This window comes from Ureibacillus sp. FSL K6-3587 (genome assembly GCF_038593165.1).
GTDB lineage: Bacteria > Bacillota > Bacilli > Bacillales_A > Planococcaceae > Ureibacillus > Ureibacillus suwonensis.
The window spans coordinates 1,670,768-1,694,501 of the sequence record NZ_CP151969.1 but is presented as its reverse complement, the minus strand read 5'-3'; the positions used below and the strand labels follow the sequence as shown (position 1 = coordinate 1,694,501).

Here is a 23,734-nt window from a genome sequence, read left to right as displayed (position 1 = left end):
TAGACATGAAGAATAACAATAACTTAAATGTACCACAGGGAATCGGTTTAAAATCTATATCCCATTTACCTGTTGCAATTTTAATTTTGTTTAATTATCTGACTTATAAGCTTCTGTCCAACAAATTTCACATTGATGAATTAGTTGGAAGTACTATGTTTGGCGAGATTGTCTCGGTTATCAATATAGTTACTGGTATAGCAACAATACTTGTAATATGGCTACTATTCTCCTTTATACTCTATATTGGCGTTAATTCTCTCCTTGGAAAGCCTGTATTGTTTCGTGATATGTTAAAAGTTGTATCACTTTCATTTATTCCAATGGTTATAGCGTCTGTTATTATTAATATCATCACAATCTTTGATGCACCTGTCATAGATCTGCGGAATATAACTGATGTAACAAAATTTCAGCAGGAAATAGACTCATCATTTTATAAACAGATAACAGATTCCGTTAGGATAATAGGATATGTCAGCAGCACTATTCTATGCTGGTTCCTTATTAAACATTTTGTGAAAGTAACTACATGGGCTTCTGTTATTGTTGTATACACTCCTATTCTCATGTTTGTGATTCTTTTTATAAGTGCCCGTCTTATATTTTCCTAATATCTAAGGGAGGGAATTATTACCTTGATTAAAAAAACTTCTAGTATATTAATCATCTTTGTTATTATTTTCAGTTTTCTTCAATTAGTGTCGTCTGCAATGGCTAAATCAGACACCCCTCCTTTGCTCATTGAAATTCATGTGACTGGAGATACAAACTTCATTGTATATAAGGTGCCTAGGCAGATGTATGATGGTTCTGCTAATGCATTAGAAAAAGAGTTGGTTTCTTCTCAAAAATTACATGTTGATAGGTCTAGAGTTGAGTATAGTGCAAGTTTCACAACAATTACGCTGTTCATGAAGGAGTTATATGAAAAGGAAGGTAAGAACCTTATCCTACATGTATCACCTAAGGATATTACAAGTCCTTTTCATGCAAAACAACCTGTACAGGTGACATTGTTTACAAATAAAATGATTGACTGGAGAACAGAAGAAGGTAAAAATTTGAATGAAATAGGTTTTCGTCCAGTATTCAGTTTGTTAAGTGAACGTAAAGACGAGTTCATTGGAGATATAAACTCATTCCGAAATATGGGAATTTTAACATTGAAGGGAAATATTAACGAAAATGAGGTCGTCCTCAAAACTCTAATATATATCTTGCTTACTATTATCTCAATGGTGGTTACGACTTGGATGGGAACTCTTTTGCGAAAACATGTAAGAACAAACCATGTGATACCTGCAAACGTTCGAAGTGTTAGTCAGAAATATCAGATTCCAGCACTGCTTCTTGTTGCCCTACAATTGGGTTATGTCATAATGACGGGCTTGTTTCTGGGGTATGAAATATTTCTGGGAGGGATTGGTGGCGTACTACTGGCCTTTGGTCCTTTTGTTATAAGTGCTTTTTTTATGATTGTTTATTTCATTTACCTACAACAGCGTATTATAAAGGAAATTGAAAACGGAGAACTTGCCAAAGAGGACAATACTCCTGTCTCGGAAATATGGAGTATGCTTGTTCCTCTTGTGGTTCCCATTGTAATCACTATTTTGGTTAATATCGTGATTTATTTTATTCCAGTTAATATTGCTAAATTTGATTCAATGGTTACAAACATCATTACCTCCTATATGGTTCAGATATGTATTATTACTGTTGCATATATCTCGGCACCATATATATATAACTTGCTCCTTCCAAAGCGTAAGTTAAAGGAACGGGAACTATTAGACCGTATCAATTTATTAAGTGCAAAGCATGGTATCCATTTTAACAATATTTACGTGCAGTCGTCTAAGAATATTAGGATAGCTAATGCGATGGTATCCGGATATATCCATAAGAACCTATACCTATATGACTATTTAGTAGAGAATTTAAAAAATCAAGAATTAGAGGCTGTCATTTTGCATGAAATAGCTCATATTAAGAGAAAACATTTAGTTAAGTTGCTAGGTGTAACATGTGTAACATTAATTACATTTCAAGCCATTCTCTACTTTCATCCCATTTTTGGTTGGACAAGTATTCCATTGTATTTAATAGTTCTATTGTTGGTCAGCAGCTTCTATATGAGAAGATATGAATTGGAAGCAGACCGTTTTGCTGCTTTCCACATGGGAGATACAAATGGAATGATTTCTGCATTGCTTACCTTATCACGACTTAACTACACCTCGACAAGTGTCAAAGGACCGATTAAATACTTTAAAACACATCCGAGCATAGATGTTAGAGTACGGCATCTGCAACAGCTCCATGGTCAATTCCCAAAAAACAGACGATCATCATTTCGACATTAAGATGCAATATGCTCCCTGAAGTCTACAGGGGGCATATTGTTTATATTTCTTAATCCATTGATAATATTATCGCGATAACAAAGGTTTAATTTCTCCGCCACTACAACGACTGTCTCATCATCCTCTAGCACTCGTCGAATTGTTTTCAGTTTAATCGCCTTACTTATATCCCTGATGTTTTTCTGATGATGACATTCTATTTCCCTTCGTACATTCTAGCTATCGAGATAGCATCGTGTTCGTTATATTATAATGGGTGCATCATACTGTCACAGCTCGAGGGGTTAGTGAGTTAAGTCCATATAATTGTGTAAAAAAGGAATAGAAAAAGAGCCATGTTGCTTCCCCTTTGGTAGAATAAACAGTGGACCAAAAACACCAAACATAAGGAGGAATGCAACCATGGCTCAATACCATATTACCGTAAATGATGAATTTTTGCACGGGTTATTCACCAAAGATGAGGGATTATCTAAGCTGCTAAAACAAGTCCTCCATCAAATCCTTGAGGCACAAGTAGAAGAACAGCTGGGAGCTCGCCGTTATGAACGAACGGAAGAACGAAAAGGCTATCGAAACGGTTCGTATCCACGCCAGCTGACGACCCGGGTAGGACGGTTGACCTTGCGCGTTCCACGGACAAGAGATGGGGAGTTCTCTACGGAACTGTTCCAACGGTATCAACGGAGCGAACAAGCACTGGTACTGGCACTAATGGAAATGGTGGTAAACGGGGTGTCTACCCGAAAAATCACTCAAATCACGGAGGAATTATGCGGCACTTCGTTTTCCAAATCCACGGTCTCCTCACTGTGCAAGGGACTGGATCCGATTATCCAAGACTGGAATTATCGTTCCCTTCATGAACACGTGTATCCGTTTGTGCTAGTAGATGCTATTTATACGAAAGTCCGGGAGGATGGACGAGTACGCTCCAGAGCCGTGTTGATCGCTATAGGAGTGAATGAGGAAGGATATCGAGAAATTCTTGGCCTGCAAATCGGAAACAGTGAATCGGAGTCCAGCTGGAGCGAGTTCTTCGGATGGCTGAAAGACCGGGGACTCCGGGGAGTGGACTTGATCATCTCGGATCAGCACGGTGGGCTGGTGCAAGCCATTGAAAAGCATTTCCAAGGCGCTACATGGCAACGATGCCAGACACATTTTATTCGTAATATCCTCGATGCCGCACCAAAGTATATGCAGGATGCCTTGCTCGAGGAGATTCGTGGGATTCTTCATGCTCCAAATAAGCAAACGGCCCGGCTGTTATTGGAACAAGTGCTGGCCAAATGGGAAGAAAAAGCCCCAAAAGCCATGCAAATCCTCGAAGAGGGATTCGAAGACGCCACCGCCGTATTGGACTATCCGGACCGTTACCGGCGGCGCCTGCGCACGACCAACGGAGTGGAACGGCTGAACGAGGAAATCCGCCGCAGAGAACGGGTCATCCGCATCTTTCCGAACCGGGAATCGGTGTATCGCCTCGTTGGCGCCGTGTTGATCGAAATCGACGAAAAATGGATGTCAGGGCGCAAATACTTGGATATGTCCGAATATTGGCGGTGGCGGAAAATGAAAGAGCAAGGAGTCCGATCGGTGAATCAGGAGGCTCCGGCGATCAAGAGAGTGGGATAACCCCTTCGCTGTGTCAAGGAGAACGTGGAATACCTCGGAAGCGAGGAGTTGCCGCGAAAGCTCCTTGACACACCTGTTCCTTGACAACATGATCATTGGTCCGGGAAGACGACCGGCAGGGAGACTTGCCGGACTTACCTACCATACGTCAAGTCATCAGGTCCATGTTTTCTATCAAAGGGGAATTTACACAATAATTTGGACTTGACCACGGTGGATGTTAAAGCACCGAGGAAAACACTTAAGTTGAACTCCTTCTTTATACTGTAAACGATGAATAATCCAAGAATTACACCAATCAATATATTTGAAGCCATAAAGATTAAATTTAAATTCCTCTTTTCCATTTTCTTTCTCATCCTCTTCCAATCTAAAGATTTAAGGGGAGTTCAATTAGTTTTTTAATCCGGCCTTGTACATCATGGGAATTTCTATTAGTAATTTATTTCAAATAACTTATCTCGTCCACATTCTCTAAACTAACAAAGCACCTCTTCTAATCGAAAGGAGGTGCTTTGCCTTTGTATACGGATAATCTTAATTCATTTATTATACAACTTCTTAAGTATTAATAGTCGTTTGGGCTGTTGGATTAAAGTTTGTTACGACAAGAACGACCGGTGAATTTGCAATAATATCGGATCCTGCAGGGACATTAATTACAAGAGATCCTGCACCCGATCCGCCTGGGTTATATGTCACTAAGTCTTGCATTACTTGGACACCATTTACATAAACAATAAAATAACTATTTTCATCAGCTAATTCCGGAAGTGTAACTCCTGTTGCCCCTGTATCATCCATAAAATCATCTGCGTCAATGGTTAACGTTGTTCCACCAGATACATCCGCATCTACTACATAAAAAAATTTTTGTACATCTGGAGAAGTAACTACAGTTGTGGCCGCATTAATTGCAAGCTTCAAAATTTCCAATGGCATGAAGTTTCCTCCTTGAAGTTCATTTTCGCTTTATTATATGGTGAAATTTTTTATTGACTTAGGCATAAAATAAAAAAAGAGTTAGTAATTATCTGGAAGGATCGGAATGATGAACAAACAAACAGGTGTAAATAATTTACCCAAGCCATTATTAAGAATCCCTCCTTTGCCGCCGACAGAATTTTCCTTTCGCCTTCCAAAAAAGGTTGAAGTTTTTGAGTACTTTACAATTTCAAATGGGAAGTCAAGAGTCTATAGAGATCAAGATGGGATTACAAAAGGAAAACATCACAAAATCATGGATCCAAGTACAGTCTCCTATATGAATTTATTTATTAACGGAGTGCTTCAACCTAAAGAAAATTACGAAGTAGAGTGCGGCATGCTCAAGTTAATAACTGAAGACCTGCCGCCAAAAGGTGCACCGATTATTCTGCAAATGTTTAAGTTTTAAAAAATACACGTAATAAGCATGTCTATCCTAAATTTTCGAGATGAATTATTCAGAGATTTATGGATGTTTCTTAAGAATAAAAAAGACACTACAGGCTGCACATGCAGCAAGTAGTGTCCTTCAACTTAGTTTAAAAAATTAGGATAACGCACAATAACCTGATTGTAGGAAATGCAATAAAAACAACTTAACCCTTTTCTAATAGGGGAATAAACCTTTTATGATTATAAATACTTTCGGATTCTGCAATCGTTTGCGTGAGTACATCGTCCATTGAACTTAATAATGTTTCCAACGCACCTTTGGCGTACCCCTTCTCAAATGTTTCAAAGGGTTCAGGCAATTCATCTTCATCCAAAATAAAATACTCTCCATTTGGCAGCGCCAGTACATCGATAATCAAGTCTTCGAATATTACCATGTTATCTTCAAACTTTGTATTCTTTACAATGTTAAAATATGAAGCTAAATAATTTCCTGCTTGGTCTCTCCAAAAATATAAGTTATATGGACGATCCAGCCAATAATAAGCAATTGTATTAGAAATGATAATTTAAATTTGTACACAAATGCTTGAATAATAATGTACAAAATTGATTTTAGATTACATACTAATCTTGAGGTGATTAGTATGTACATATCGATAAATGTCGAAACTGATTTTAAGATTAAGAGTCTTGAAGACTTACCAAAATTAAAACAACTAATGGAGCATTTGAAGATGAAAATTAATAAAAGTCAATTAGCTAGAGATCTAGGTGTAGATCGAAGAACCATTGATAAATATTTAAATGTAAGCGTCAAATATCCCACACCTTCTAACCATTTTGATGTTTTGTGATAATGAGATCAACATCAAAAGTTAGGAGGTTTTTATTTTTATGTCCCCAGATGAACGAAAACAATTGTGGCAACAACGAATTGAATCTTATCGATCTAGTGGAGAGTCAAGTGTAAAAGCTTGGTGCAAACAAAATCAAGTAGGTCACCAAAGTATGTATAAATGGATGAAAAGACTAGAGTTAGAGACAACTGAAACTTCACGGACTTCCCCTCAATGGCTAACTGTTGAAGTATCCCATCCGTTGGATGAAAAAAACTCCCCGCTCATCGTTAACATTGGGGAATTTTCCATCGAAGTAAAAGAAGGTTTCAATCCACTCCTTTTCAACGAAGTGGTTCAGGTGCTGAAAACACATGTTAAGTAAAACACCCATTCAACATGTTTATTTAGCAGCGGGGGCAACGGATTTACGCAAGTCGATTGATGGATTAGCAGCCATTATTCAAATGAGCTTTCAGTTAAATCCTTTCTCTTCTAATCTCTTTGTTTTCTGTAATCGGAAACGAGATAAATTGAAAATTCTCCATTGGGATCACAATGGGTTTTGGTTGTACTATCGTCGTTTAGAGAAAGGGGTCTTTCAATGGCCTGATGAAAGAACTCCCGGCCCTTTGTGCATCACTCCCCGCCAATTCAGTTGGTTGCTCGATGGTCTTTCATTTGAACAAAAACAAGCACATGAACAAGTATCAGCTAAAATCATGGTTTAAAAGGAATTTGACATTGACCTGTCAATTCCTTTCCTTTATTCTTTAACTTATGAACAAACACAAACAAACCAATGAATCAACAATTGAAGAACTGCAAGCGAGAAATGCGGAACTCAAAAAACAAAATGAAGCCTTACAGGCTAAAATCAAATGGTTGGAAGAACAATTCCGCCTTAGCCAACATAAAAAATTTGGGGCTTCCAGTGAAAAAACGAATCCGGATCAACTCGAACTTCCTCTTTTTAATGAAGCTGAAATCACAGCGGATACAGAAGTGGAAGAACCTACACTTGAAACCATTACTTATAAACGGAAGAAGTCTGTAGGACAACGCGATGCGAAACTAGAGAACTTGCCGACGGAAACGATTCACTATCGTTTAGCCGAAGAAGAGCAGGTTTGTTTGTGTTGCGGTGGAACCGTACACGAAATGAGTACGGAAATACGAAGAGAAATCAAGATTATTCCTGCTCAAGTAAAAGTCGTTGAGCATGTTCAACATATTTACAGTTGCCGTCAATGTGAACGGGAAGGAATCGAGACACCGATTGTCACAGCCAAAATGCCAACACCAATTTACCCAAAAAGTTTGGCATCTGCATCGGCTATGGCCTATATCATGAACCAAAAATACGTGGAAGGAATGCCTCTTTATCGTCAAGAAAAGCAGTTGGAACGATTCGGTGTGTATTTATCACGCCAAACGCTCGCCAACTGGATGATTTATGGTGCAACCAATTGGCTTTCCATTCTATATAAACGGATGCATGAGCTATTACTCGAAAACGATATTCTACATGCGGATGAAACTACACTTCAAGTTCTAGCAGAACCTGGACGAAAAGCGGATTCGAAGTCTTATATGTGGATGTATCGAACAGGACGAGACGTACCGCCAATCATCTTATATGATTATCAAACGACTCGTCACAGTAAACATCCGAAGGCTTTTCTAAAAGGATTTAAGGGATATCTGCATGTAGATGGATATGCAGGATATCATGAATTAAAGGATGTCGAACTGGTAGGGTGTTGGGCACATGCAAGGCGAAAATTCGATGAAGCACTGAAGGCATTACCAGCCAATGTGGATAAAACATCATCAACCGCTGCAGAAGGAATTCAATTCTGTAATCAATTATTCCAGATTGAAAGACAAATCAGTGAAAAATTTGAGAACTGTACTCCCGAACAGCGCAAAGAATACCGTCTTGAACACAGTAAACCTGTGTTAGACGCTTTTTTGGCATGGCTAAAAACAAAACGCCCTCAAGTTCCCCCAAAAAGCAAATTGGGAGAGGCAATTACATATTGTATAAATCAATGGAGTAAGCTCATAGTGTTTTTAGAAGATGGTCGACTTGAAATCGATAATAATCGTGCGGAACGATCGATTAAACCATTCGTGATGGGCCGGAAGGCATGGCTATTTGCACAATCGATGAAAGGTGCATCAGCCAGCGCTATTATTTATAGCATTGTCGAAACAGCTAAAGAGAATCAATTAAATCCATTGAACTACTTAACCTATCTTTTCGAACAATTACCATTGATAGATCACAATGATGTAGAAGCCATCGATCAACTCCTTCCCTGGTCGAAGACAATTCCAGAAGAATGTCGCGTACCAAATAAAACTAAATAGAGCATATAATAAACGCCCACGAAAAAACACGTGGGCGTTATTTTACGCTTACTTTGCTAAGAAAAAATTGTTTCTTGATGTTTTAATCGGTAACTTTCGTTGTTCATATGAATCACTTCAACTCGATGTAACAGACGGTCAAGTATTGCAGTCATCATCCCTGGATTATCTACGAGTTCTATCCATTGTTCTGGGCTTCGATTGGATGTTAAAATTAACGAACTTCGTTCATATAATTGATGAATAAGCTGGAAGAACAATGTGCCTTCTCGTTGATCCATTGCCATATACATGACATCATCAATTATCACAAGATCTGATGCACGCAGTCTCTTTAACTTAGTTTTTGACTTATTGACATATTCTTCTGTTTTTAATAGCTGAATTAATTCCCCCATGGTCACAAAATACACTTGAAAGCCTTTTTGAATCGCTTCAATTCCAAGGCCAACGGATAATAAAGTTTTTCCCGCTCCAGGTGGTCCAAGTAATATTAAGTTGTATGCTTGTTCTAACCATTGAAATTCACGTAATTGCCTTAATTGCCGCTCTGTAATGGCTGTTTGCTCATCTATATTAAACATACTTAAAGGTTTATAGAACGGGAAACGAGCCCAATTCATTCGTCTTTCAATACTTTTTTTCTCCTCACGTCTTTTTAGTTCATACGTAGTTATCTGTTCTAAGAACTCTAAATATGTCCAAGATGATTGCTCTGCTTTCCGAAGGAGCTCTGGGAGCTCCTCCGCTGTTTCGGATAATCTCAATTGTTTAAAGGCTTGTTGAATTTCTGGAACACTTTTATTCATTTGTTTTTCCTCCCATTCTTTGAATGTATGTATTGAAATCCCTTGTTTCTACAGCTATCGAAGAAACAAGTTTAGTAGAATTGACCTGTATTTCAAGAATGGGATTAGATTCTTGTAGCTTTAAGTAATTTACGACATCTTGAAAAGCATTTGCACTATACAGTTTTTCACGGATACATTTCTCTAACGCCATTGGAATCCAATGAGGATCATTTTCGGCAACTCTTTGTAAAATGAGTAATTAATCACGGCGATAGCGCTTATATCTCTGGCAGATTTCATCAATATATTGTCTCGATGCTTCTCCAGTAGGAAATAAATGAAGCACTCTTTGTTTAAGCATATCAAGCGATTCTGTATGATCTCGTGCATGATTCGTATTTTTAATTAGCTTTCCTTTTTCTAAACTTATCGTGTGCTTGGCAAGTATTTCACCAGTTGTAGGTTCTATGATGATTAATTTTTCATTATTGATTTGCAGATTCACTGTAGAGCATTTCGTATATGTGCCGATAGGTACTGAATAGCGATTCGATTTGTAACGAATCGTGTTGTCCTTATTCACATTCCTTGTTATAATTTCAATAGGGTTGCTTTCTGTTAAAGAAAGCGGTGAGGAGATCTTTCGTAAGTGTTTCTTTTCCAGTTGATACACTTCGTAAGGTCTCTTTTTTATTGTTTGATGCACTTTATAGTTCCCAGTACGTTCTAGCCAATTCCAGGCTTTTTCATTCCAATCTCCGATTGTTGAGAAGATACGATGTGCTGCGAAATTATACTTGATATATTTCACAACGTTCTCAATTTTTCCTTTCGATTGGGGATCTGCTTTTCGACATAGGTAAATCTGAAATTTACGTTCGTTCACATATGCCTGAAATTTCTTTGTTAAGATAAGATCTCCAGCATTTTCGCTTACCGCAATAAGATTGTCTTGATCATAAACAATTTCTTCAGTCATTCCCCCAAAATATCTAAAGGCATTTTCGTGACAACGAATGGTGTCTTTGGTTGTAAAGGGGCGGTCTTGCCATTCCATATACTTTTGTCGAGAGTGAGATAATACAAAGGCAATAAAATAAAGTTTGATGTCCTTATTATCTATTGTTTTCTGAATGGTTTGTCCCCAGTCTACTTGCATTTGTTTTCCTGGTGGTAATTCATCAACAGCTTCATGTTCTCGGGGTTCATCCGTTTTTTCAATTTGATAAATTTCTCTCATCTCTTTGACATACCGACGAACTGTACTTTCTCCAACTTGTAAGTCAGGAAACTTTTCTTGAAGCCAGTCCAAAATTTGTGCTCCACTCATGCTTGGATTTTCTTGTAACCATGTCACAATCCAATCCCGATAGGGATCTAACTTTTTCTTTCGCTCAATCGTGCCAAACTCCTCCACCGCTTCTTCAAATGTCATATTTAAATACTTATAAACTGTATTACGTGAGATTTTCAATTTCCTTGCGATTTGTGAAATTCGCAATCTTTTAGTACGTAATTGATGGATTTCAATATATAACACAAGCTTCTCCTCCACTAGTACAACCTCCAATAAACTTAATAAACTAGTTTATTAGAAGTGTATTTGATAGTGAAAAAGTGTTCAATCCAAATGAGCGGAATCTGTTGATTTTATTTTATCGTTTACACCAATTACTAATTTATTAAATTTCATATTAAGTGTTATATCTAAAATTTTTATATTTTGATTTAATAAATTTCCACTTTCTTCAATAATTTTGTCACGTAATTCCTCTAATTCAATTAGTGAGTTTTCAACAAAAATAAATTCAACATTTTCAGATTCCGTTGTTAATTCATTAATCTCTTTTTTTATTTTTTCAGTTTTGGAGTACCTACTGTAATTCCCAAAATTAGTTTTCCGTTATTTTTCTGATCAATGTAAAATGAACCAATGTTATTCTCATTAATTTTTTCAAAGACCTTCTGCTTAATCTTCGGTACTTCATCTTTTTGGAATTTCATTCGTCTATCAAATTCTTTTGCTTCTTCTTTTGTAAATCCATAAGAAAAGCGTTCTTCTTTGTTTTCATCATTTAAAATTGATAATACATGATTTCTATTTATATCAAATCCAAGGGTTTTCCTTAATTTAATGTTTTTCTCCAATTCCATTTGAGTCGGATTTCTATTAATCTCGGAAGCCATTACAAAAGATGTACTAGTGAAAAAAAGAAAAAAAGTAACAAAAAAAACTAGTAAATGATTAATTAATCTTATCTCAAATACCTCCCTTTTTTTACCTAAATCGTATAATATTGGTATATAGAAATCAACAAAAAATTTGAAAATAGGGTGATTAAATGAAAAAAAAATTTTATTTAATTATCATTATATTTTTTATTTTATTTTCTAGTAAGCTTCTTCATAAGGAATATGTATATTTAGGTGAAGAGAATGGGGTTTTAGTTGAAGTAAAAATTAATAATTATTTACTATTTATCACCACATTTCAAACAAGAATTTATAATCAAACCGATGATGAAATTAGGGTGGCTAAGCCTATCACAAAATTATATATTAGTTCTGGAATTAACGTACCGAGCGGAATCCAAAATGATGTAATTAGATATGTGACAGTGAAACCAAATAGTAAAATAAATGGAAAAATCCATTTGAAGCTGATTTATCCGAAAAATAGACATTTTGCAACAAGTGTTAGTTATCAAATAAATAGTGAAGGATATACAATTCATATTGCTGATAAAATAAAATAATCAAGTGATGGAACTTTTCAGACACACCTTTCAAAAAGAAAGATCTTGGAGGAAGTGAAACATAAGAAAAGCATCTACCCGATTACAATGTAGATGCCTATTTTTTATTACGTCAAATAAAAATATTAATTACTATTCTTAATAAACGTTGCTACTATAATCTAATAATAGAATAATGCCATTTGCACATCCGAAAATAAAGTTCATTTTTCTATCATTATTTAAGTTTAATTTAAAAGTTTCCACTGTTGTTGGATATCCTTTTCCTAACAATATCTTTTCGAATATGGCCTTTAAAACGAAATAGCGCTTCCCTTTATTCTTCAAGGAAAGAGCCATTTTCATCAACTTTTATTATTGGTTCATCTTGATTTGGTTGGCGGACTAAACACACAGTACCAGCGATTAATAATAAAATACCTTGAATCGAAATAAATCCGGAAATCACACCAGAAATAATAAAGAGAATTCCAGCCAGTTTGCTGTTACTCTTTAATTTAACGAGGGCAATAATCGTAAGAACAATTGCAATAATTGTTAGTATCCCAATAAACCAACTGAATCCACTAAACCATGCCAAGAAATCATTTGCAAACTGAAGATCTAGATCCGCTTCAGTAAAACCGGTTGAATATAACGCATCTTCTAATTCTCTTTCAAACATTGGATCATCTGCAATCCCATTTAAAAAAAATAACATAAAAAAAATCGGAACTGCCGATAAAATGTTAATTATCAGCCCGATAATCCCTAATACTTTTTCTACCGTTCTATTCATATTTATTCTTCCATTAATATACTGATTGAAAAGGTATGGTGCAGTTGATTGAATTGTAAACAACGTATTCAGTATAGGTAACAATTATGAAGAGAAAGGAAGAGAGGATCTGAAGATTTTCTTAACAACTATTTAATGCAAGATAAGGAATCTCATTTTGCCTTATTTTTTACTTTAAAATCATCTGAAATGCACACTCAACGTGATGCGTTTCTTTTTCAAAAATCCATTTCCATCATTAGTGGGAGAAAGATGTAAAAATTTAAACCGGTACTTTCTTAAACATCACCTCTTATTTATATCTATTTATTGATAATGTTACATTATTTAGAATTAAATGTAAAAAATTTGGTTATCTTCTATAATTAGTTTTTTTATTTATTTTGAGGAAACTATCAATCTACGAAAATCTATAAGAAATATACTTACAAAGTGTATGTCGAATAATAGCAAATGTAAAATAAGCAAAAATAAAAGTTTGAAGGAAAAGATTTCCTTCCAAGCTAATTTTTATTTGGAAAAGTCATATTATAAAATACTGAAAAAACTATTTTATAGCTTTATTATGTTATAGTATTTTATTTGATTATTTTATATTTTTTTATAAAGTATACTTACAATTAAAATAGCTATGCAGCCAATAAAAATTAGAAAAGAAAAAATAATAGTTAGAGTGTCTCCTCCCCAATTAGCAAATATTATATATAGTTGAATTAATGCCAGCAGAATAAAAGCTAAATTAGAAGGAATCACGGGCTTTCTCATTTTATCCTCCTCATCTTAAGTACATGCCCTAATAATATTCGCTATGCCAAAAAAGTCTAAAAATGCATTACGAAGATCACTTGGTATGTTCTATAATTCCAACTTTTTAACAGTTTATATCGATTATAAATTTCTTTTACAGTTTTTTCAATACCACCAAGATTAACCAAAAGATAGACGTTTTAAAAAATAGAAAAAGAAAATTCATTAACCTATTAGCGGATGAAATCATCACTCGTGATGACTATCATGAGAGTGTTGAAGCAATAAATTTGGAATTAAATGAATTAATAAAACAAAAAAATGAACTAATGGAAAGTGAAAATACTATTGAAATCCTTGAGAAGTTAAAAAAGGAATTACTTCAGTTCTTAAACTTTGATGAATTAACTGAGGATATGCTTCATCGTCTGATTGATCGAATCGAAGTAAAAGCGGACGGTTCACCGATTATTTACTATCGATTTTCTACACCAAAAATTGAATAAGGCAAGATAAGGAAACTCATCTTGCCTTATTTTTATTTTAATATTAACTGCGTTACACACTCAACGTGCAACGAGCGGGGTGGATTGATGTCTTTTACATTGTCGGTAGTCGGAAACAAGTCAAAGGCACTTTTTGCACTATCGGTAGGCGGGAACATATCGACATATATAATTATAACGCCAACTACTAGATTTGTAATTGGCGTTATAATTATTATGACTTTAGTTTTGCTTTTAACTCTTTTATTTTTGTTTCTATAGTTGATATTACTTTTTTAAATTCCTCATCACTCTTACCTGTAGGATCATCCAACCCCCAATCTTCCCTGTGTTTACATGGAAGGTAAGGGCATTCCACATTACACCCCATTGTAATAACAATATCTACTGGAGGTATTTCATCAAGCAACTTTGAATGTTGAGTTTTCTCCATATCTATATCATAAAGCTCTTTCATTAGGCGCACAGCATCCTGGTTAATTTGAGGTTTTGTTTCTGTGCCAGCAGAGTAGCTTTCAAATATATCTCCTGCAAAGTGCTTACCAAGTGCCTCGGCTATTTGGCTTCGACATGAATTATGAACACATATAAATGCGACCTTTAGTTTATTACTCACTAAGCATTACCTCCTTTCTAGCTTTTTTCTGGAAACCAGTGCCTTGTATTATTCGCTATCTTTACTAATATCAACATAACAGGCACTTCTGTTAGAACCCCTACAATGGTAGCAAGTGCAGCTGGGCTTTGTGTTCCAAACAATGCAATCGCAACGGCAACTGCCAGTTCAAAAAAGTTAGAGGCACCAATCATACCAGCAGGCGCTGCTATCTCATGAGGTAGTTTTATAACCTTACTTGCTAGATATGCAATGAAAAAGATTAGGAAAGTCTGAATAATTAATGGTATAGCAATTAAAACAATATGGAGTGGATTGTTCAGAATTACATCGCCCTGGAATGAAAAGATTATTATTAATGTTAGCAATAGACCTATGGTAGTGATATTCCCAAACTTCGGTATAAAACTCTTTTCAAAGTAATCGAGTCCTCGCTTTTTTGTGATGTAATTACGGGTAATTATACCACCTGCCAGCGGGATAACAACAAACAATACTACAGATAAAACAAGAGTGTCCCAGGGTATGGTTACACCGCCCACACCTAGAAGAAACGCAACTATGGGCGTGAAAGCTATGAGAATTATAAGATCATTGGTTGCTACTTGCACGACGGTATAAGCCGCATTGCCTTTGGTCAAATAACTCCATACAAATACCATCGCTGTACACGGTGCCGCTCCAAGAAGTATTGCTCCCGCAAGATAGTCTTGTGCCAATTCTGCCGGAATTAGAGATTTAAAAATTACAAAGAAAAACAGCCATGCAATGCCGAACATGGTAAAAGGCTTTATCAACCAGTTAGTTATCCATGTAACAAAAAGCCCCTTAGGATTTTTGCCTACATTTCTAATACTTTGAAAATCTACTTTTAGCATCATTGGATATATCATAAGCCAGATTAAAATCGCCATAGGTATTGAAACATTTGCATATTCAAAACGTCCTAAAAACGCTGGAATTCCGGGTAAAAACTTTCCAATCAATACACCTGCAAACATACATAAAATAACCCATACGGTTAAGTACTTTTCAAAAAATCCAATTCCACTATTACGTTCCTTACTCATGTAAATCAATCCTCCTTTCTTTCTAAGCTATCAAAAAATGTAATTAAGTTTTGTGGGATTTCATATTTCTCATTTGTCAAGGGGATTGAACTATGGCCATCATAAACTTCTTTCAAAATAGCGTTAATAATCATGGATTTTGGTGGTTCCGTATACTCTATACCATCCTGCACCCAAACTCTGCAATCCACAGAGTCGCCACATAGATTTCCACATTCCTTGCAGGAAGATTCCTTAACCTCAAGAGCAATATCCCTGGCATTTACACGAATTGTTGGAGAACTTAAAAATGATCAGTTCTACGTTCTTCCTTTATTTCTTCTAACGCTAAAATATATTTTGTTATAGTTTCAGCAAATTTTCTAAGCTCACTTATCGCCACATTGGGATTTTGATAGACATTTCGTTCTGCCGTTTCCCCAACACGGGCGAGAACTTCCCATTTTTCTTCTAAAAAGTGAAAATTTTGCGACATATACACACCTCACCCATAAGAACATGTATATAGTGCTATTTTATCATAAATTTTACAATATATATCATTTCCAGTCATACATCTATTTAATAGAGTTAAGTCCGTATAATTGTGTAAAAATGGATGGGTTAAAAATACTAGCCAATTTCAAATCCGATCCTTTCAGATGCTTGAGCTTGTAAAATCTGGTTTATTTTAACCGCGAATTTTTTGAATTTCCTTGAAAGAGTTGATGCAAAATTTCTAAATCTAGATTAATCTTGTTTTGGTACTTTCAAATCTTTTCTCCATTAGAGTTTGGCGGTCCAACTTAATTTCAACTGAGTGTTTTTATTTCCTTTTGTACATTTGCTTTTGCTGGCATTGGTATTGAATTATAACTTATTAAACATATATGATAACTTCTTACAATCATCGCATTTATAGAAACCATCCAAAATTTCTTTCAATTAATAAACCCCTCTAACTTATATAAGTATAGGAAGAGCTTCCACGGCAATATTAGAGCAGCTGCAAAATAATTCGCTTGTCTTTCCATTTCAACATAGGAATTATTGACCACTTGCACCAAAATGAGCAAGCTCATCATAATAAAGAAATAGACATTCGAGTTAATTTAAAACCAACAAGAAGCTTAAAACCTCAAATAATGAAATATGTTAATATAAACTCGAAAAGTAAGCACGTCTATCCAAACGTGTATTTTCTTTACTATGTAACCACCTGTCCCATTCGCACATTGTTAGCAAATCGAATGGGAACAGACTCGCAAATCATGCTTCCAGCCTAATCCCACATGTGGCGACAAATACCTTCATAAAGCTTCTTCAGGATTTCTTCTTGATACCCAGCTTTTTTGATTTCCCGTATTTTCTCTTTGATCGGCTGCAATTCTTCGATCGTAACAGTTTCTAGTTTCGCTACTCGGTCATCCGACAGCAAAACCTCTGGAGATGACGCTAAGTAATCTTCTAATTGGAAATGCCATAAATGAATATGCTCCTGATTCCGCTCCTTTAATCGCTGCGCCATTTTTAGTCCTTCAGGATCAAAATCTCCAGAATAATATATTTGACAACCTTCTTGGATGATTAAGTCTATTAACATCAGTGACGCTAGTTTAAATTGCCCATTTGTGCAAATCAGCGGCGGGAAAGCGTCAGGAAATAAATCCAACAAAGCGGAAAATACGCCTGAGTTCTCAACGACAAATACGGTCTGCCCCTTAGCAGGATATGCACGCTTTAACTTCAATATTTCCCGCAATGGCACATTGAGTACTGTATTGGTTTTTACAGCAGAAGCAAACACAGAATGAATTCCCTGTTCCGTTTCTGTCAAAATTCCCGCACATGTCACAAAGTTTAAAATATCTTCCCGTAAAATGCCAAATGATTGCAGGAGTTCATTGACTTCCTCGACTGAGGATAAGTCATAGTCTTGATCAGAGTAAAATTGAAGTGCATGAAGAAATACTTTTCCTTGAAACGTATGTAAGTCAAATGCGTGCGGATCTTTTAGCACTTTTTGTGAAAAAATTGAAAGACGTTCATAATCACCTTTTTTCGGCAAATGTTGAAGCGCAGTGCACACATTCTTTAAAACAGTCTCCAAATGTTCCCGATCTTGCGAATAGGCGATATGAATAAAGCGGTTTTGGGGAGCTGATTCAGTTATAAAAGAGAGAAGCCTTGCTTGTTCGGGATATTGATGAATAAGGTTTTGAAAAAATTCTTCTTTTTTCTTCCGATCTGTTTCCCTCTTCTCTTGATTGGTTGTAATGTCTTCACCAAAATAATTCTCAAGTAACGTAACGAGCGATATACCGGCAAAGCGCGTTTTCTCTAATTGTTCGGCAAACATTTTTAATGAAACCGAAGGAGTAGATTCTTGATGAAAATCCTTCCCAAAAAACGCCCCGAGCGCTTCTTTTTCTTCAAATGAAAAACCGTCTAATTTGACCGTTCCGCCGATTCTCCCAAGTGATTGATATTTCTTTTTCATCAGCAAAAAAAGGCGGTGAAAGCCGGGTTCACCGCGAAAAAACTCAACAGCATCCGCTACTTTTTGTTCCAACATGAACCATCCTTCCTATATGGATGATGTAAAAGTAAATTCTTCATCCAGATTTGACGCAAGTCGTTTCACTTTTCCATCCCAATGATAACGAATAACCGTAACGTACGGTGCATTTTTCGGACGAACTAGCTCGCAAATAGAAAGCGATGGTACCGTGTCGTAGTCTCCCCAAAGCGCCTGAGAGTTCATGATATAGTTAAAACCAAGCTCTTCGACTAAAGCAAACATATCACGAATGTTATTTTCATCAACGCCGGCAAACGCTTCATCTAACGAAATAATATATGGAGCATCCTCTGCAGCCTCTTGATATCGTGAATATGCCGCGGCAAAAAGAGGAATATACATCGCCATCGCCTTTTCTCCGCCGCTAAATTTATAAAACTTTTGGTTCGTTAATTCCCGCTTTGGTTCATTTGTTTTTTGGTAATAAAGCGTAAACGAGAACCACTTTCGGTAATCGAGCACTTCTTTAATGACTTGGTGAAGCGTATTGCCCTGCCCACTTTCTTCAAGCATTTCTCTCGCTCGGTTGATTTTTGAGCGGAAATGCATCGTAACCCGCTGCAAATCTTCTTCCTTTAGCAGCCGCGAATTCATTCGCAACAATTCGACTAAATCTTTCGTGTCCATTTCTTCTTCGGTTTCCGCGGTCTTCGGCTTCCATTGAATTGAAAACGTCAGACCTGAAGAAGTATCACGTTTTTCCATTAATGCGTTCATATCTTTTACCCAGCGTTCGGCACGCTGTATGCGGCTTCGCAATATTCGCCCGATCGTTTTCAAAATAATATCTTCATACAATTCGCGGTCCTGTTCGTTAATATATTCTTTTTGCAGCAATATATCTTTTTCAATCTCTTTTAATACATAATATGGTGTGACGCGTTGTCCTTTGTAGTCTAGTAAAATGATGATACGTCCTGCTTTTTCCTTCCAATCGTTCGCTTTTAGCTCCGATTCCTCATCTAATGAAAGCTCGACGAACGGATTTTGTTTGTTCCAATCGGCAGGTTCCTGTGTCGGACGATATTCGATTAAATTCGGTTGTTCTTGGAAAAATATTCGGTTTAATCGTTCGGTGACAGAAAGTCGTGTATTCTCTTTTAATACAGAACCATATTTCTTGGAAATGTCTATTGCTTTGTCCAAAAGTGAGCCTGTTTCATTTTCGTCAACAAACACTAGCCCTCGTTCCAATTCTTTGGCAAATAGCTCTTCCCATGCTTGGACAAGAACCTTTGCAAATTCCAGTTTTCTCTCTAAACTGCTTAATTTGTTTTCCATGTTTGAAAGTTGATTCCTTATACCTTCTTGCTTCTTAATTATCTCAGGAATTTCCGTTTTTAAAAACGTTAATCGTTCTCGAATCTGTTGAATCTCTTGGCGAATATGTTCCGCTCCCATTTTCGTTAACATCGATTCGATATGCTCAAGTTCAAGTGATACCCGCTGTTGTTGATCGAGAAGAACATTGATTTCGCCTTTCGCTTCGTCTATTTCGTTTTGTAATGTTTCAAGCTGATCATTTAGATTTTTGATCATTTCATCGGTGTGCACAATGTTTCCATGAGTAATTTGTACGTCATTTAACTCTTTTAAATATGATTTCATATAAGACAAAGCATCTTCGTACCCTTTTTTTGAAAACTTAAGGTCCAGTCCTTCTGTCTTGTTGCGCAAAGTATTTTTCACTTGCTGCCATTCTCTAGCGATTTGTCCGAGTTTTTCATTTTTCCTTACTGTTTCTTGTTCTTTGCTTGCTGCCAGGAGTTTCGTTTGCTCCCACTGGTCATAGGCATATTTGACATTTTTGTCAGTTGGAAACAATTGAAACCCTTCCGTAATGTGGCGGATTCGTTCATCAATGGCTACCAGCTGCTCTCGTTTTTCTCTGAGTTGAGTGTTTAAAAGCTGTAATTCTTCCTCAAATTGCTGAATTTTCTCAAGACGCAGCCGTTTCCGTGCGGCTCTTCCAATATACTTTGTCTTTTCCCTTTCAGGGGCATGTCCTTTTAAAAGTCCTAGTGAATATTGTCCGGATTCGTTTATGACAAAATAATCCTTTTCTTGCGGTTCGTCCGATACGATAATACTGCGCAATACCGCTTCGATTCGTTCCTTAGTAACACCTGAGTCATTCTCTACATCAGGTTTTAAATAATCCTCTAGCGTGTGTGCCATCATTGCCGGGTTTGGCATGATTACTCGATCATATTGGATATCTAAATCCGCTTCCACAATTAAAGCGTCGAGCAATCCAGCATGATTTAATGTAGATTCGATCCGTTCCCTCAACTCTTCAGAAACGTGCTCCTGAAATTCCACAGCTGCATAAAACGGAACGTAAGGTATTCCTTTCTCTTTTAACAAAACCCTTGTTTGCACCGTTTGCATGTCTCGTTCTGGTTCAGGATCTTTTTGTTCCTTCCAATAGCGTAATTTTTCTTCCGTTTCACGAATTTCATTTTCTATCAATTTCATTTCATGTTGTTTTTTAATTTTTTCCGCTTTCCACGATTCTAAAGATTGATAATATTGATTTGTAAACGGTCGTTTCACCTCTTCGAAATGATAGCGCTCATATAGCTCATTCAACCTTTGTAAAAATACTTGAAATGCTTCGTCATCCACCTTTATATCCGGATACATTTTGCTCCATTCAAACACGCTTTCCTGCAAACGGGATTTTTCGTCTTCAACCAGTTCATACCATTTTTTCTCTTCATTTTTTAGTTGGTCTAATTCCCTATTTAATTCGCCGAGCTCTTTATACGTTTCTTCATAACGTAATTGAATTTCATCATGTTCTTTCCAAAGTCCGTTAATTTGCTCCAGTCGATCAAAATGTGCATTAGCTTCCCGCTTCCATACGGTAAAATCAAATTCATATTCTCGGTTCCGCTGAAAATCTTCTTCGTTGATTGTATGCTCGGAAAAAGAGCTTTCTAACGCATCGTTCCGCATCATTTCTAACTGTTCTGTTAGCTTTTTCAATAACTGTTCGAAACGTTCTTCATACATGTTTAAGTTTTGTTCAATTTTCCGTTCTTGCTCTCGTTTTTCATCTATAAATCTTTCTTTCTTTTTGAGCTCTTTGTTTACATTCTGCAGTTTTTCCGCTGTTTCATTACGCTTTTCTTCTGCCTGAAACACTTCATGATTGGATAAATCACGTTCCCGTTTAAGAAGCACATCTTGTTCAATCGATAATTTGCTAGTTTCTTCTTTCAATGTCGCAAGTGTTTCCTCATATTCACGATGTTGTGCGACAAGCTGTTCCTTTTCTTCAGCTAACTTTTTAAAGCTTTTTTCCGATTTTAAATATTCATTCGCTTTCTCAGCCAACATATACTCATTGTAAGTCGAATAATGCTGGCAAAGATGCTTTAGAGCCTTCTCGTCTTTTTCAAGCTGTTCTAATTGTTGTTTTGCTTGATCCATGTTTTCTATCGTTTCTGACAAGTGTCGCAGCTCTTCATCTGTAAGTGCTGGCAGCGAGCTTTCTAATATTTCGTAGATCACAGTTGGCTTAAAATCTTTTGAAAGCTTCGGACTGCGTAATTGAATGAGTAATTCAATCAATTCGTGGAACGCATCAAGCGACTCAAATCGAAAAATATGTTTATTCACTAACTCCATATATTCACGTTGCGAATCAACAACCGTACCGCCTTCACCAATAACAGTGATCAACTCCCGTTTCGTTAAAGGAATTTTTTGCGTCTTCCCGTCTGTCTTTTCTTCTTTATATAAACGCAAGTCTTTGCCGATGCGCCGATTGTCAAAAACGACAAATCCCCAAAAATCCATATTTTTCTGCCGTTTTGCCCGTAAGCCGATACCCGTTGTGATATATTGTTCAGAGTTTTTCCGCTTATATTCTAAAAATAAATAGCCTGTTCGTTCGTCCCTGTCGACGAGTTCTTTTTCCCCAAGCAAGTAATCTTCCATTCTTCTAGCTCGGGAACCGAACGGATCGAGGCGGTCAGGACTCTTTTTTCCATCAAGCAGAACCGGAAGAAAACTTTGCATCGTCACCGATTTGCCGGAGCCGTTGCTTCCACGCAATAAAAGTTTTCCGTCTGCGAAATGAAAAAATTCTTCATCATAATACCAAAAATTTAACACTCCCGCTCGATATAACTCCCATTTACTCGTCATCTTCATTCGTTCCTTTCATTAGAAAATCATCAGGATATGTTCCGACTAATCGACCTAAAAGAGGGTAGAGAATAATCATCCCAGTCTCCGCTTCACGTTCTGCCATTTTCCACTCCTTTAATGCACTCAATACTTCATCAGAAAGCTGAGAGATTGTCATGTCGCGGTATGTTTTACTCCATCCTTCGGAAAATTCGTCACGGCATTTTTTTAACAGACCTAAAAAATCATTTGGTGTTAAGCGGATTTGTCCATATTCATCAGGCATGTGAACATCAAGATGCTGGCGAATAATTTTGGAAAAATGAAGAATAATCTCCGAAGTACCTTTTTGATCCGGAAACAGCGTATAGCGGCTTTGACGTTCCGGTAAAGTTAAAAGTGCCGCATTTTTAAAAAGTTCATAGTGATAATCAGTATGTTTTTCAATATCTTCCCGCAAACGATGGCGAAAGTTTCTTAAATAATAAAAGTCAGGATCGTCTTTTTGTCTTCGATAAATGGCTGGCGACAAAAATAGTTGCCGATATATCCGATGGCGGCGATAGTCTTGCGGGGACGCTTTCCATTCTTCTTCTAAAATCTCCTCTATCGTTTCATATTGAAACAAGTCTTTCGGATATGATCTCATAAAATAGCGGGATACAACGGGAACTTCATAGAGTGCTTCATGGTCTTCTTTATTTGCAAACCCTTCAAGATCCCCATCGACGCGTTTTACGATACCAATTTGCTCCGACGTTCTCAGCACGCGAATGAGCGACTTCCGATGTTGATAATTCGTCCAATCGATTGGCAGTTCCCCAGGATACATCGCTTGAATCTCTTCACATAAATCGGACAGAAGAAATTTTTCATCGACGGCTTTGCTCTCTAAATATGCTAATAAGCAGCAAAACAAGGCATAATCTAATATATCTTGAAAATCTTGAATACCCATCCACGATTCTGGCTCAGCCGGGATTTTCTCGAGCTTTGCAAAATAGCGGTGAATGATTAGCCGATATCCAAACTTTTCTTGCAAGTAACGTTTCAATACTTTTTCACGTTCTCTAATCTTTTGATAAAGCTCTGGTTCCTCTTCCCGGACAATCCAGAAGTTTTCAAACAGGGCTGTCATGGCTTCTTTCGCTTTTTCATCAAACCCTTG

At 36.6% G+C, this 23,734-nt stretch carries 22 protein-coding genes and 3 pseudogenes; 10 read left to right on the top strand and 15 right to left on the bottom strand.

Going from position 1 to position 23,734, the window contains the following annotated elements; all coding sequences use genetic code 11:
* Positions 1–5 precede the first annotated feature (5 nt).
* The 3 genes from NSS77_RS08290 to NSS77_RS08280 all read left to right on the top strand — a co-directional run bounded on the left by NSS77_RS08290 (position 6) and on the right by NSS77_RS08280 (position 4,007).
* Complete coding sequence (locus NSS77_RS08290) at positions 6–614, top strand: YIP1 family protein (RefSeq protein WP_041269747.1); 609 nt, start codon at positions 6–8, stop codon at positions 612–614.
* Between the two features lie 24 nt (positions 615–638).
* Positions 639–2,369: a M48 family metalloprotease gene (locus NSS77_RS08285; RefSeq protein ID WP_342471149.1), complete on the top strand. Its 1,731-nt coding sequence runs from the start codon at positions 639–641 to the stop codon at positions 2,367–2,369.
* Positions 2,370–2,771: 402 nt separating this feature from the next.
* Complete coding sequence (locus NSS77_RS08280; protein ID WP_342471148.1) at positions 2,772–4,007, top strand: IS256 family transposase; 1,236 nt, start codon at positions 2,772–2,774, stop codon at positions 4,005–4,007.
* A gap of 561 nt (positions 4,008–4,568) precedes the next feature.
* On the opposite strand, the gene NSS77_RS08275 is transcribed toward NSS77_RS08280, so the two are convergent.
* The gene (locus NSS77_RS08275; RefSeq protein WP_141603369.1) at positions 4,569–4,949 is read right to left on the bottom strand and encodes a DUF4183 domain-containing protein; all 381 of its coding nucleotides are present in this window, start codon (positions 4,947–4,949) and stop codon (positions 4,569–4,571) included.
* Between the two features lie 106 nt (positions 4,950–5,055).
* Between NSS77_RS08275 and NSS77_RS08270 the strand changes: the two genes are divergently transcribed.
* A complete protein-coding gene (locus NSS77_RS08270; RefSeq protein ID WP_141603368.1) occupies positions 5,056–5,403 on the top strand; it encodes a DUF4183 domain-containing protein in 348 nt (115 codons plus the stop codon).
* Between the two features lie 187 nt (positions 5,404–5,590).
* On the opposite strand, the gene NSS77_RS08265 is transcribed toward NSS77_RS08270, so the two are convergent.
* Positions 5,591–5,923 carry a DUF402 domain-containing protein gene (locus NSS77_RS08265; protein ID WP_342471235.1) on the bottom strand — a complete coding sequence of 111 codons (333 nt, stop codon included), beginning with the start codon at positions 5,921–5,923 and terminating at the stop codon, positions 5,591–5,593.
* A 111-nt stretch (positions 5,924–6,034) separates the two neighbouring features.
* Here NSS77_RS08265 and NSS77_RS08260 point away from each other — a divergent pair.
* From NSS77_RS08260 to NSS77_RS08245, 4 genes and pseudogenes are all read left to right on the top strand, one after another.
* Positions 6,035–6,196: pseudogene (locus tag NSS77_RS08260) on the top strand (IS21 family transposase); the annotation flags it as partial.
* A gap of 88 nt (positions 6,197–6,284) precedes the next feature.
* A complete protein-coding gene (locus NSS77_RS08255) occupies positions 6,285–6,611 on the top strand; it encodes a hypothetical protein (protein ID WP_096550474.1) in 327 nt (108 codons plus the stop codon).
* The gene (gene tnpB / locus NSS77_RS08250) at positions 6,601–6,957 is read left to right on the top strand and encodes an IS66 family insertion sequence element accessory protein TnpB (RefSeq protein WP_141603366.1); all 357 of its coding nucleotides are present in this window, start codon (positions 6,601–6,603) and stop codon (positions 6,955–6,957) included. Before NSS77_RS08255 ends, tnpB begins: the two co-directional genes overlap by 11 nt.
* Before the next feature lie 49 nt (positions 6,958–7,006).
* On the top strand, positions 7,007–8,602 hold the full coding sequence (locus NSS77_RS08245; RefSeq protein WP_342469277.1) for an IS66 family transposase: 1,596 nt from the start codon (positions 7,007–7,009) through the stop codon (positions 8,600–8,602).
* Between the two features lie 56 nt (positions 8,603–8,658).
* Here the strand turns inward: NSS77_RS08245 and istB are convergent, their stop codons facing one another.
* The 3 genes and pseudogenes from istB to NSS77_RS08230 all read right to left on the bottom strand — a co-directional run bounded on the left by istB (position 8,659) and on the right by NSS77_RS08230 (position 11,547).
* Complete coding sequence (gene istB, locus NSS77_RS08240) at positions 8,659–9,411, bottom strand: IS21-like element helper ATPase IstB (RefSeq protein ID WP_342471147.1); 753 nt, start codon at positions 9,409–9,411, stop codon at positions 8,659–8,661.
* Positions 9,404–10,933: pseudogene (gene istA, locus NSS77_RS08235) on the bottom strand (IS21 family transposase). The gene istB and the pseudogene istA overlap by 8 nt, the downstream one beginning before the upstream one ends.
* A gap of 311 nt (positions 10,934–11,244) precedes the next feature.
* Positions 11,245–11,547 carry a hypothetical protein gene (locus NSS77_RS08230; RefSeq protein WP_342471146.1) on the bottom strand — a complete coding sequence of 101 codons (303 nt, stop codon included), beginning with the start codon at positions 11,545–11,547 and terminating at the stop codon, positions 11,245–11,247.
* A 188-nt stretch (positions 11,548–11,735) separates the two neighbouring features.
* Here NSS77_RS08230 and NSS77_RS08225 point away from each other — a divergent pair, with 188 nt between their 5' ends.
* Entirely contained in the window at positions 11,736–12,149 is a 414-nt protein-coding gene (locus NSS77_RS08225) for a hypothetical protein (RefSeq protein WP_096549690.1), read from the top strand.
* A gap of 316 nt (positions 12,150–12,465) precedes the next feature.
* Here NSS77_RS08225 and NSS77_RS08220 read toward each other — a convergent pair whose 3' ends face one another.
* On the bottom strand, positions 12,466–12,927 hold the full coding sequence (locus NSS77_RS08220) for a DUF4064 domain-containing protein (RefSeq protein WP_342471145.1): 462 nt from the start codon (positions 12,925–12,927) through the stop codon (positions 12,466–12,468).
* A 591-nt stretch (positions 12,928–13,518) separates the two neighbouring features.
* Positions 13,519–13,692: a hypothetical protein gene (locus tag NSS77_RS08215; protein WP_342471144.1), complete on the bottom strand. Its 174-nt coding sequence runs from the start codon at positions 13,690–13,692 to the stop codon at positions 13,519–13,521.
* 272 nt (positions 13,693–13,964) lie between these two features.
* Here NSS77_RS08215 and NSS77_RS08210 point away from each other — a divergent pair, with 272 nt between their 5' ends.
* Positions 13,965–14,180: a DUF4368 domain-containing protein gene (locus NSS77_RS08210; RefSeq protein WP_328216870.1), complete on the top strand. Its 216-nt coding sequence runs from the start codon at positions 13,965–13,967 to the stop codon at positions 14,178–14,180.
* Positions 14,181–14,394: 214 nt separating this feature from the next.
* Here NSS77_RS08210 and NSS77_RS08205 read toward each other — a convergent pair whose 3' ends face one another.
* The 8 genes and pseudogenes from NSS77_RS08205 to NSS77_RS08170 all read right to left on the bottom strand — a co-directional run bounded on the left by NSS77_RS08205 (position 14,395) and on the right by NSS77_RS08170 (position 23,704).
* On the bottom strand, positions 14,395–14,796 hold the full coding sequence (locus NSS77_RS08205) for an arsenate reductase ArsC (RefSeq protein WP_014097261.1): 402 nt from the start codon (positions 14,794–14,796) through the stop codon (positions 14,395–14,397).
* Positions 14,797–14,813: 17 nt separating this feature from the next.
* Complete coding sequence (gene arsB / locus NSS77_RS08200) at positions 14,814–15,866, bottom strand: ACR3 family arsenite efflux transporter (RefSeq protein ID WP_061857590.1); 1,053 nt, start codon at positions 15,864–15,866, stop codon at positions 14,814–14,816.
* A gap of 5 nt (positions 15,867–15,871) precedes the next feature.
* Positions 15,872–16,117: a DUF2703 domain-containing protein gene (locus tag NSS77_RS08195; protein WP_342471234.1), complete on the bottom strand. Its 246-nt coding sequence runs from the start codon at positions 16,115–16,117 to the stop codon at positions 15,872–15,874.
* 41 nt (positions 16,118–16,158) lie between these two features.
* A pseudogene (locus NSS77_RS08190) lies at positions 16,159–16,341 on the bottom strand (hypothetical protein); the annotation flags it as partial.
* 445 nt (positions 16,342–16,786) lie between these two features.
* On the bottom strand, positions 16,787–16,879 hold the full coding sequence (locus NSS77_RS08185) for an ImmA/IrrE family metallo-endopeptidase (RefSeq protein ID WP_232019924.1): 93 nt from the start codon (positions 16,877–16,879) through the stop codon (positions 16,787–16,789).
* A gap of 248 nt (positions 16,880–17,127) precedes the next feature.
* A complete protein-coding gene (locus tag NSS77_RS08180; protein ID WP_340704958.1) occupies positions 17,128–18,420 on the bottom strand; it encodes a TIGR02679 family protein in 1,293 nt (430 codons plus the stop codon).
* Between the two features lie 12 nt (positions 18,421–18,432).
* On the bottom strand, positions 18,433–22,584 hold the full coding sequence (locus NSS77_RS08175; protein ID WP_342471142.1) for a TIGR02680 family protein: 4,152 nt from the start codon (positions 22,582–22,584) through the stop codon (positions 18,433–18,435).
* The gene (locus NSS77_RS08170; protein ID WP_117017513.1) at positions 22,574–23,704 is read right to left on the bottom strand and encodes a TIGR02678 family protein; all 1,131 of its coding nucleotides are present in this window, start codon (positions 23,702–23,704) and stop codon (positions 22,574–22,576) included. Before NSS77_RS08170 ends, NSS77_RS08175 begins: the two co-directional genes overlap by 11 nt.
* Positions 23,705–23,734: the final 30 nt, after the last annotated feature.

Excerpts from the sequence above, each read along its gene's own strand:
- NSS77_RS08175 (WP_342471142.1), bottom strand. The coding sequence starts at position 22,584 with ATGACGAGTAAATGGGAGTTATATCGAGCGGGAGTGTTAAATTTTTGG.
- arsB (WP_061857590.1), bottom strand. The coding sequence starts at position 15,866 with ATGAGTAAGGAACGTAATAGTGGAATTGGATTTTTTGAAAAGTACTTA.
- NSS77_RS08180 (WP_340704958.1), bottom strand. The coding sequence starts at position 18,420 with ATGTTGGAACAAAAAGTAGCGGATGCTGTTGAGTTTTTTCGCGGTGAA.
- NSS77_RS08255 (WP_096550474.1), top strand. The coding sequence starts at position 6,285 with ATGTCCCCAGATGAACGAAAACAATTGTGGCAACAACGAATTGAATCT.
- NSS77_RS08170 (WP_117017513.1), bottom strand. The coding sequence starts at position 23,704 with ATGACAGCCCTGTTTGAAAACTTCTGGATTGTCCGGGAAGAGGAACCA.
- tnpB (WP_141603366.1), top strand. The coding sequence starts at position 6,601 with ATGTTAAGTAAAACACCCATTCAACATGTTTATTTAGCAGCGGGGGCA.
- NSS77_RS08185 (WP_232019924.1), bottom strand. The coding sequence starts at position 16,879 with ATGGAAAGACAAGCGAATTATTTTGCAGCTGCTCTAATATTGCCGTGG.
- NSS77_RS08280 (WP_342471148.1), top strand. The coding sequence starts at position 2,772 with ATGGCTCAATACCATATTACCGTAAATGATGAATTTTTGCACGGGTTA.
- NSS77_RS08230 (WP_342471146.1), bottom strand. The coding sequence starts at position 11,547 with ATGGAATTGGAGAAAAACATTAAATTAAGGAAAACCCTTGGATTTGAT.
- NSS77_RS08245 (WP_342469277.1), top strand. The coding sequence starts at position 7,007 with ATGAACAAACACAAACAAACCAATGAATCAACAATTGAAGAACTGCAA.
- NSS77_RS08275 (WP_141603369.1), bottom strand. The coding sequence starts at position 4,949 with ATGCCATTGGAAATTTTGAAGCTTGCAATTAATGCGGCCACAACTGTA.
- NSS77_RS08290 (WP_041269747.1), top strand. The coding sequence starts at position 6 with ATGAAGAATAACAATAACTTAAATGTACCACAGGGAATCGGTTTAAAA.
- istB (WP_342471147.1), bottom strand. The coding sequence starts at position 9,411 with ATGAATAAAAGTGTTCCAGAAATTCAACAAGCCTTTAAACAATTGAGA.
- NSS77_RS08215 (WP_342471144.1), bottom strand. The coding sequence starts at position 13,692 with ATGAGAAAGCCCGTGATTCCTTCTAATTTAGCTTTTATTCTGCTGGCA.
- NSS77_RS08225 (WP_096549690.1), top strand. The coding sequence starts at position 11,736 with ATGAAAAAAAAATTTTATTTAATTATCATTATATTTTTTATTTTATTT.
- NSS77_RS08220 (WP_342471145.1), bottom strand. The coding sequence starts at position 12,927 with ATGAATAGAACGGTAGAAAAAGTATTAGGGATTATCGGGCTGATAATT.
- NSS77_RS08270 (WP_141603368.1), top strand. The coding sequence starts at position 5,056 with ATGATGAACAAACAAACAGGTGTAAATAATTTACCCAAGCCATTATTA.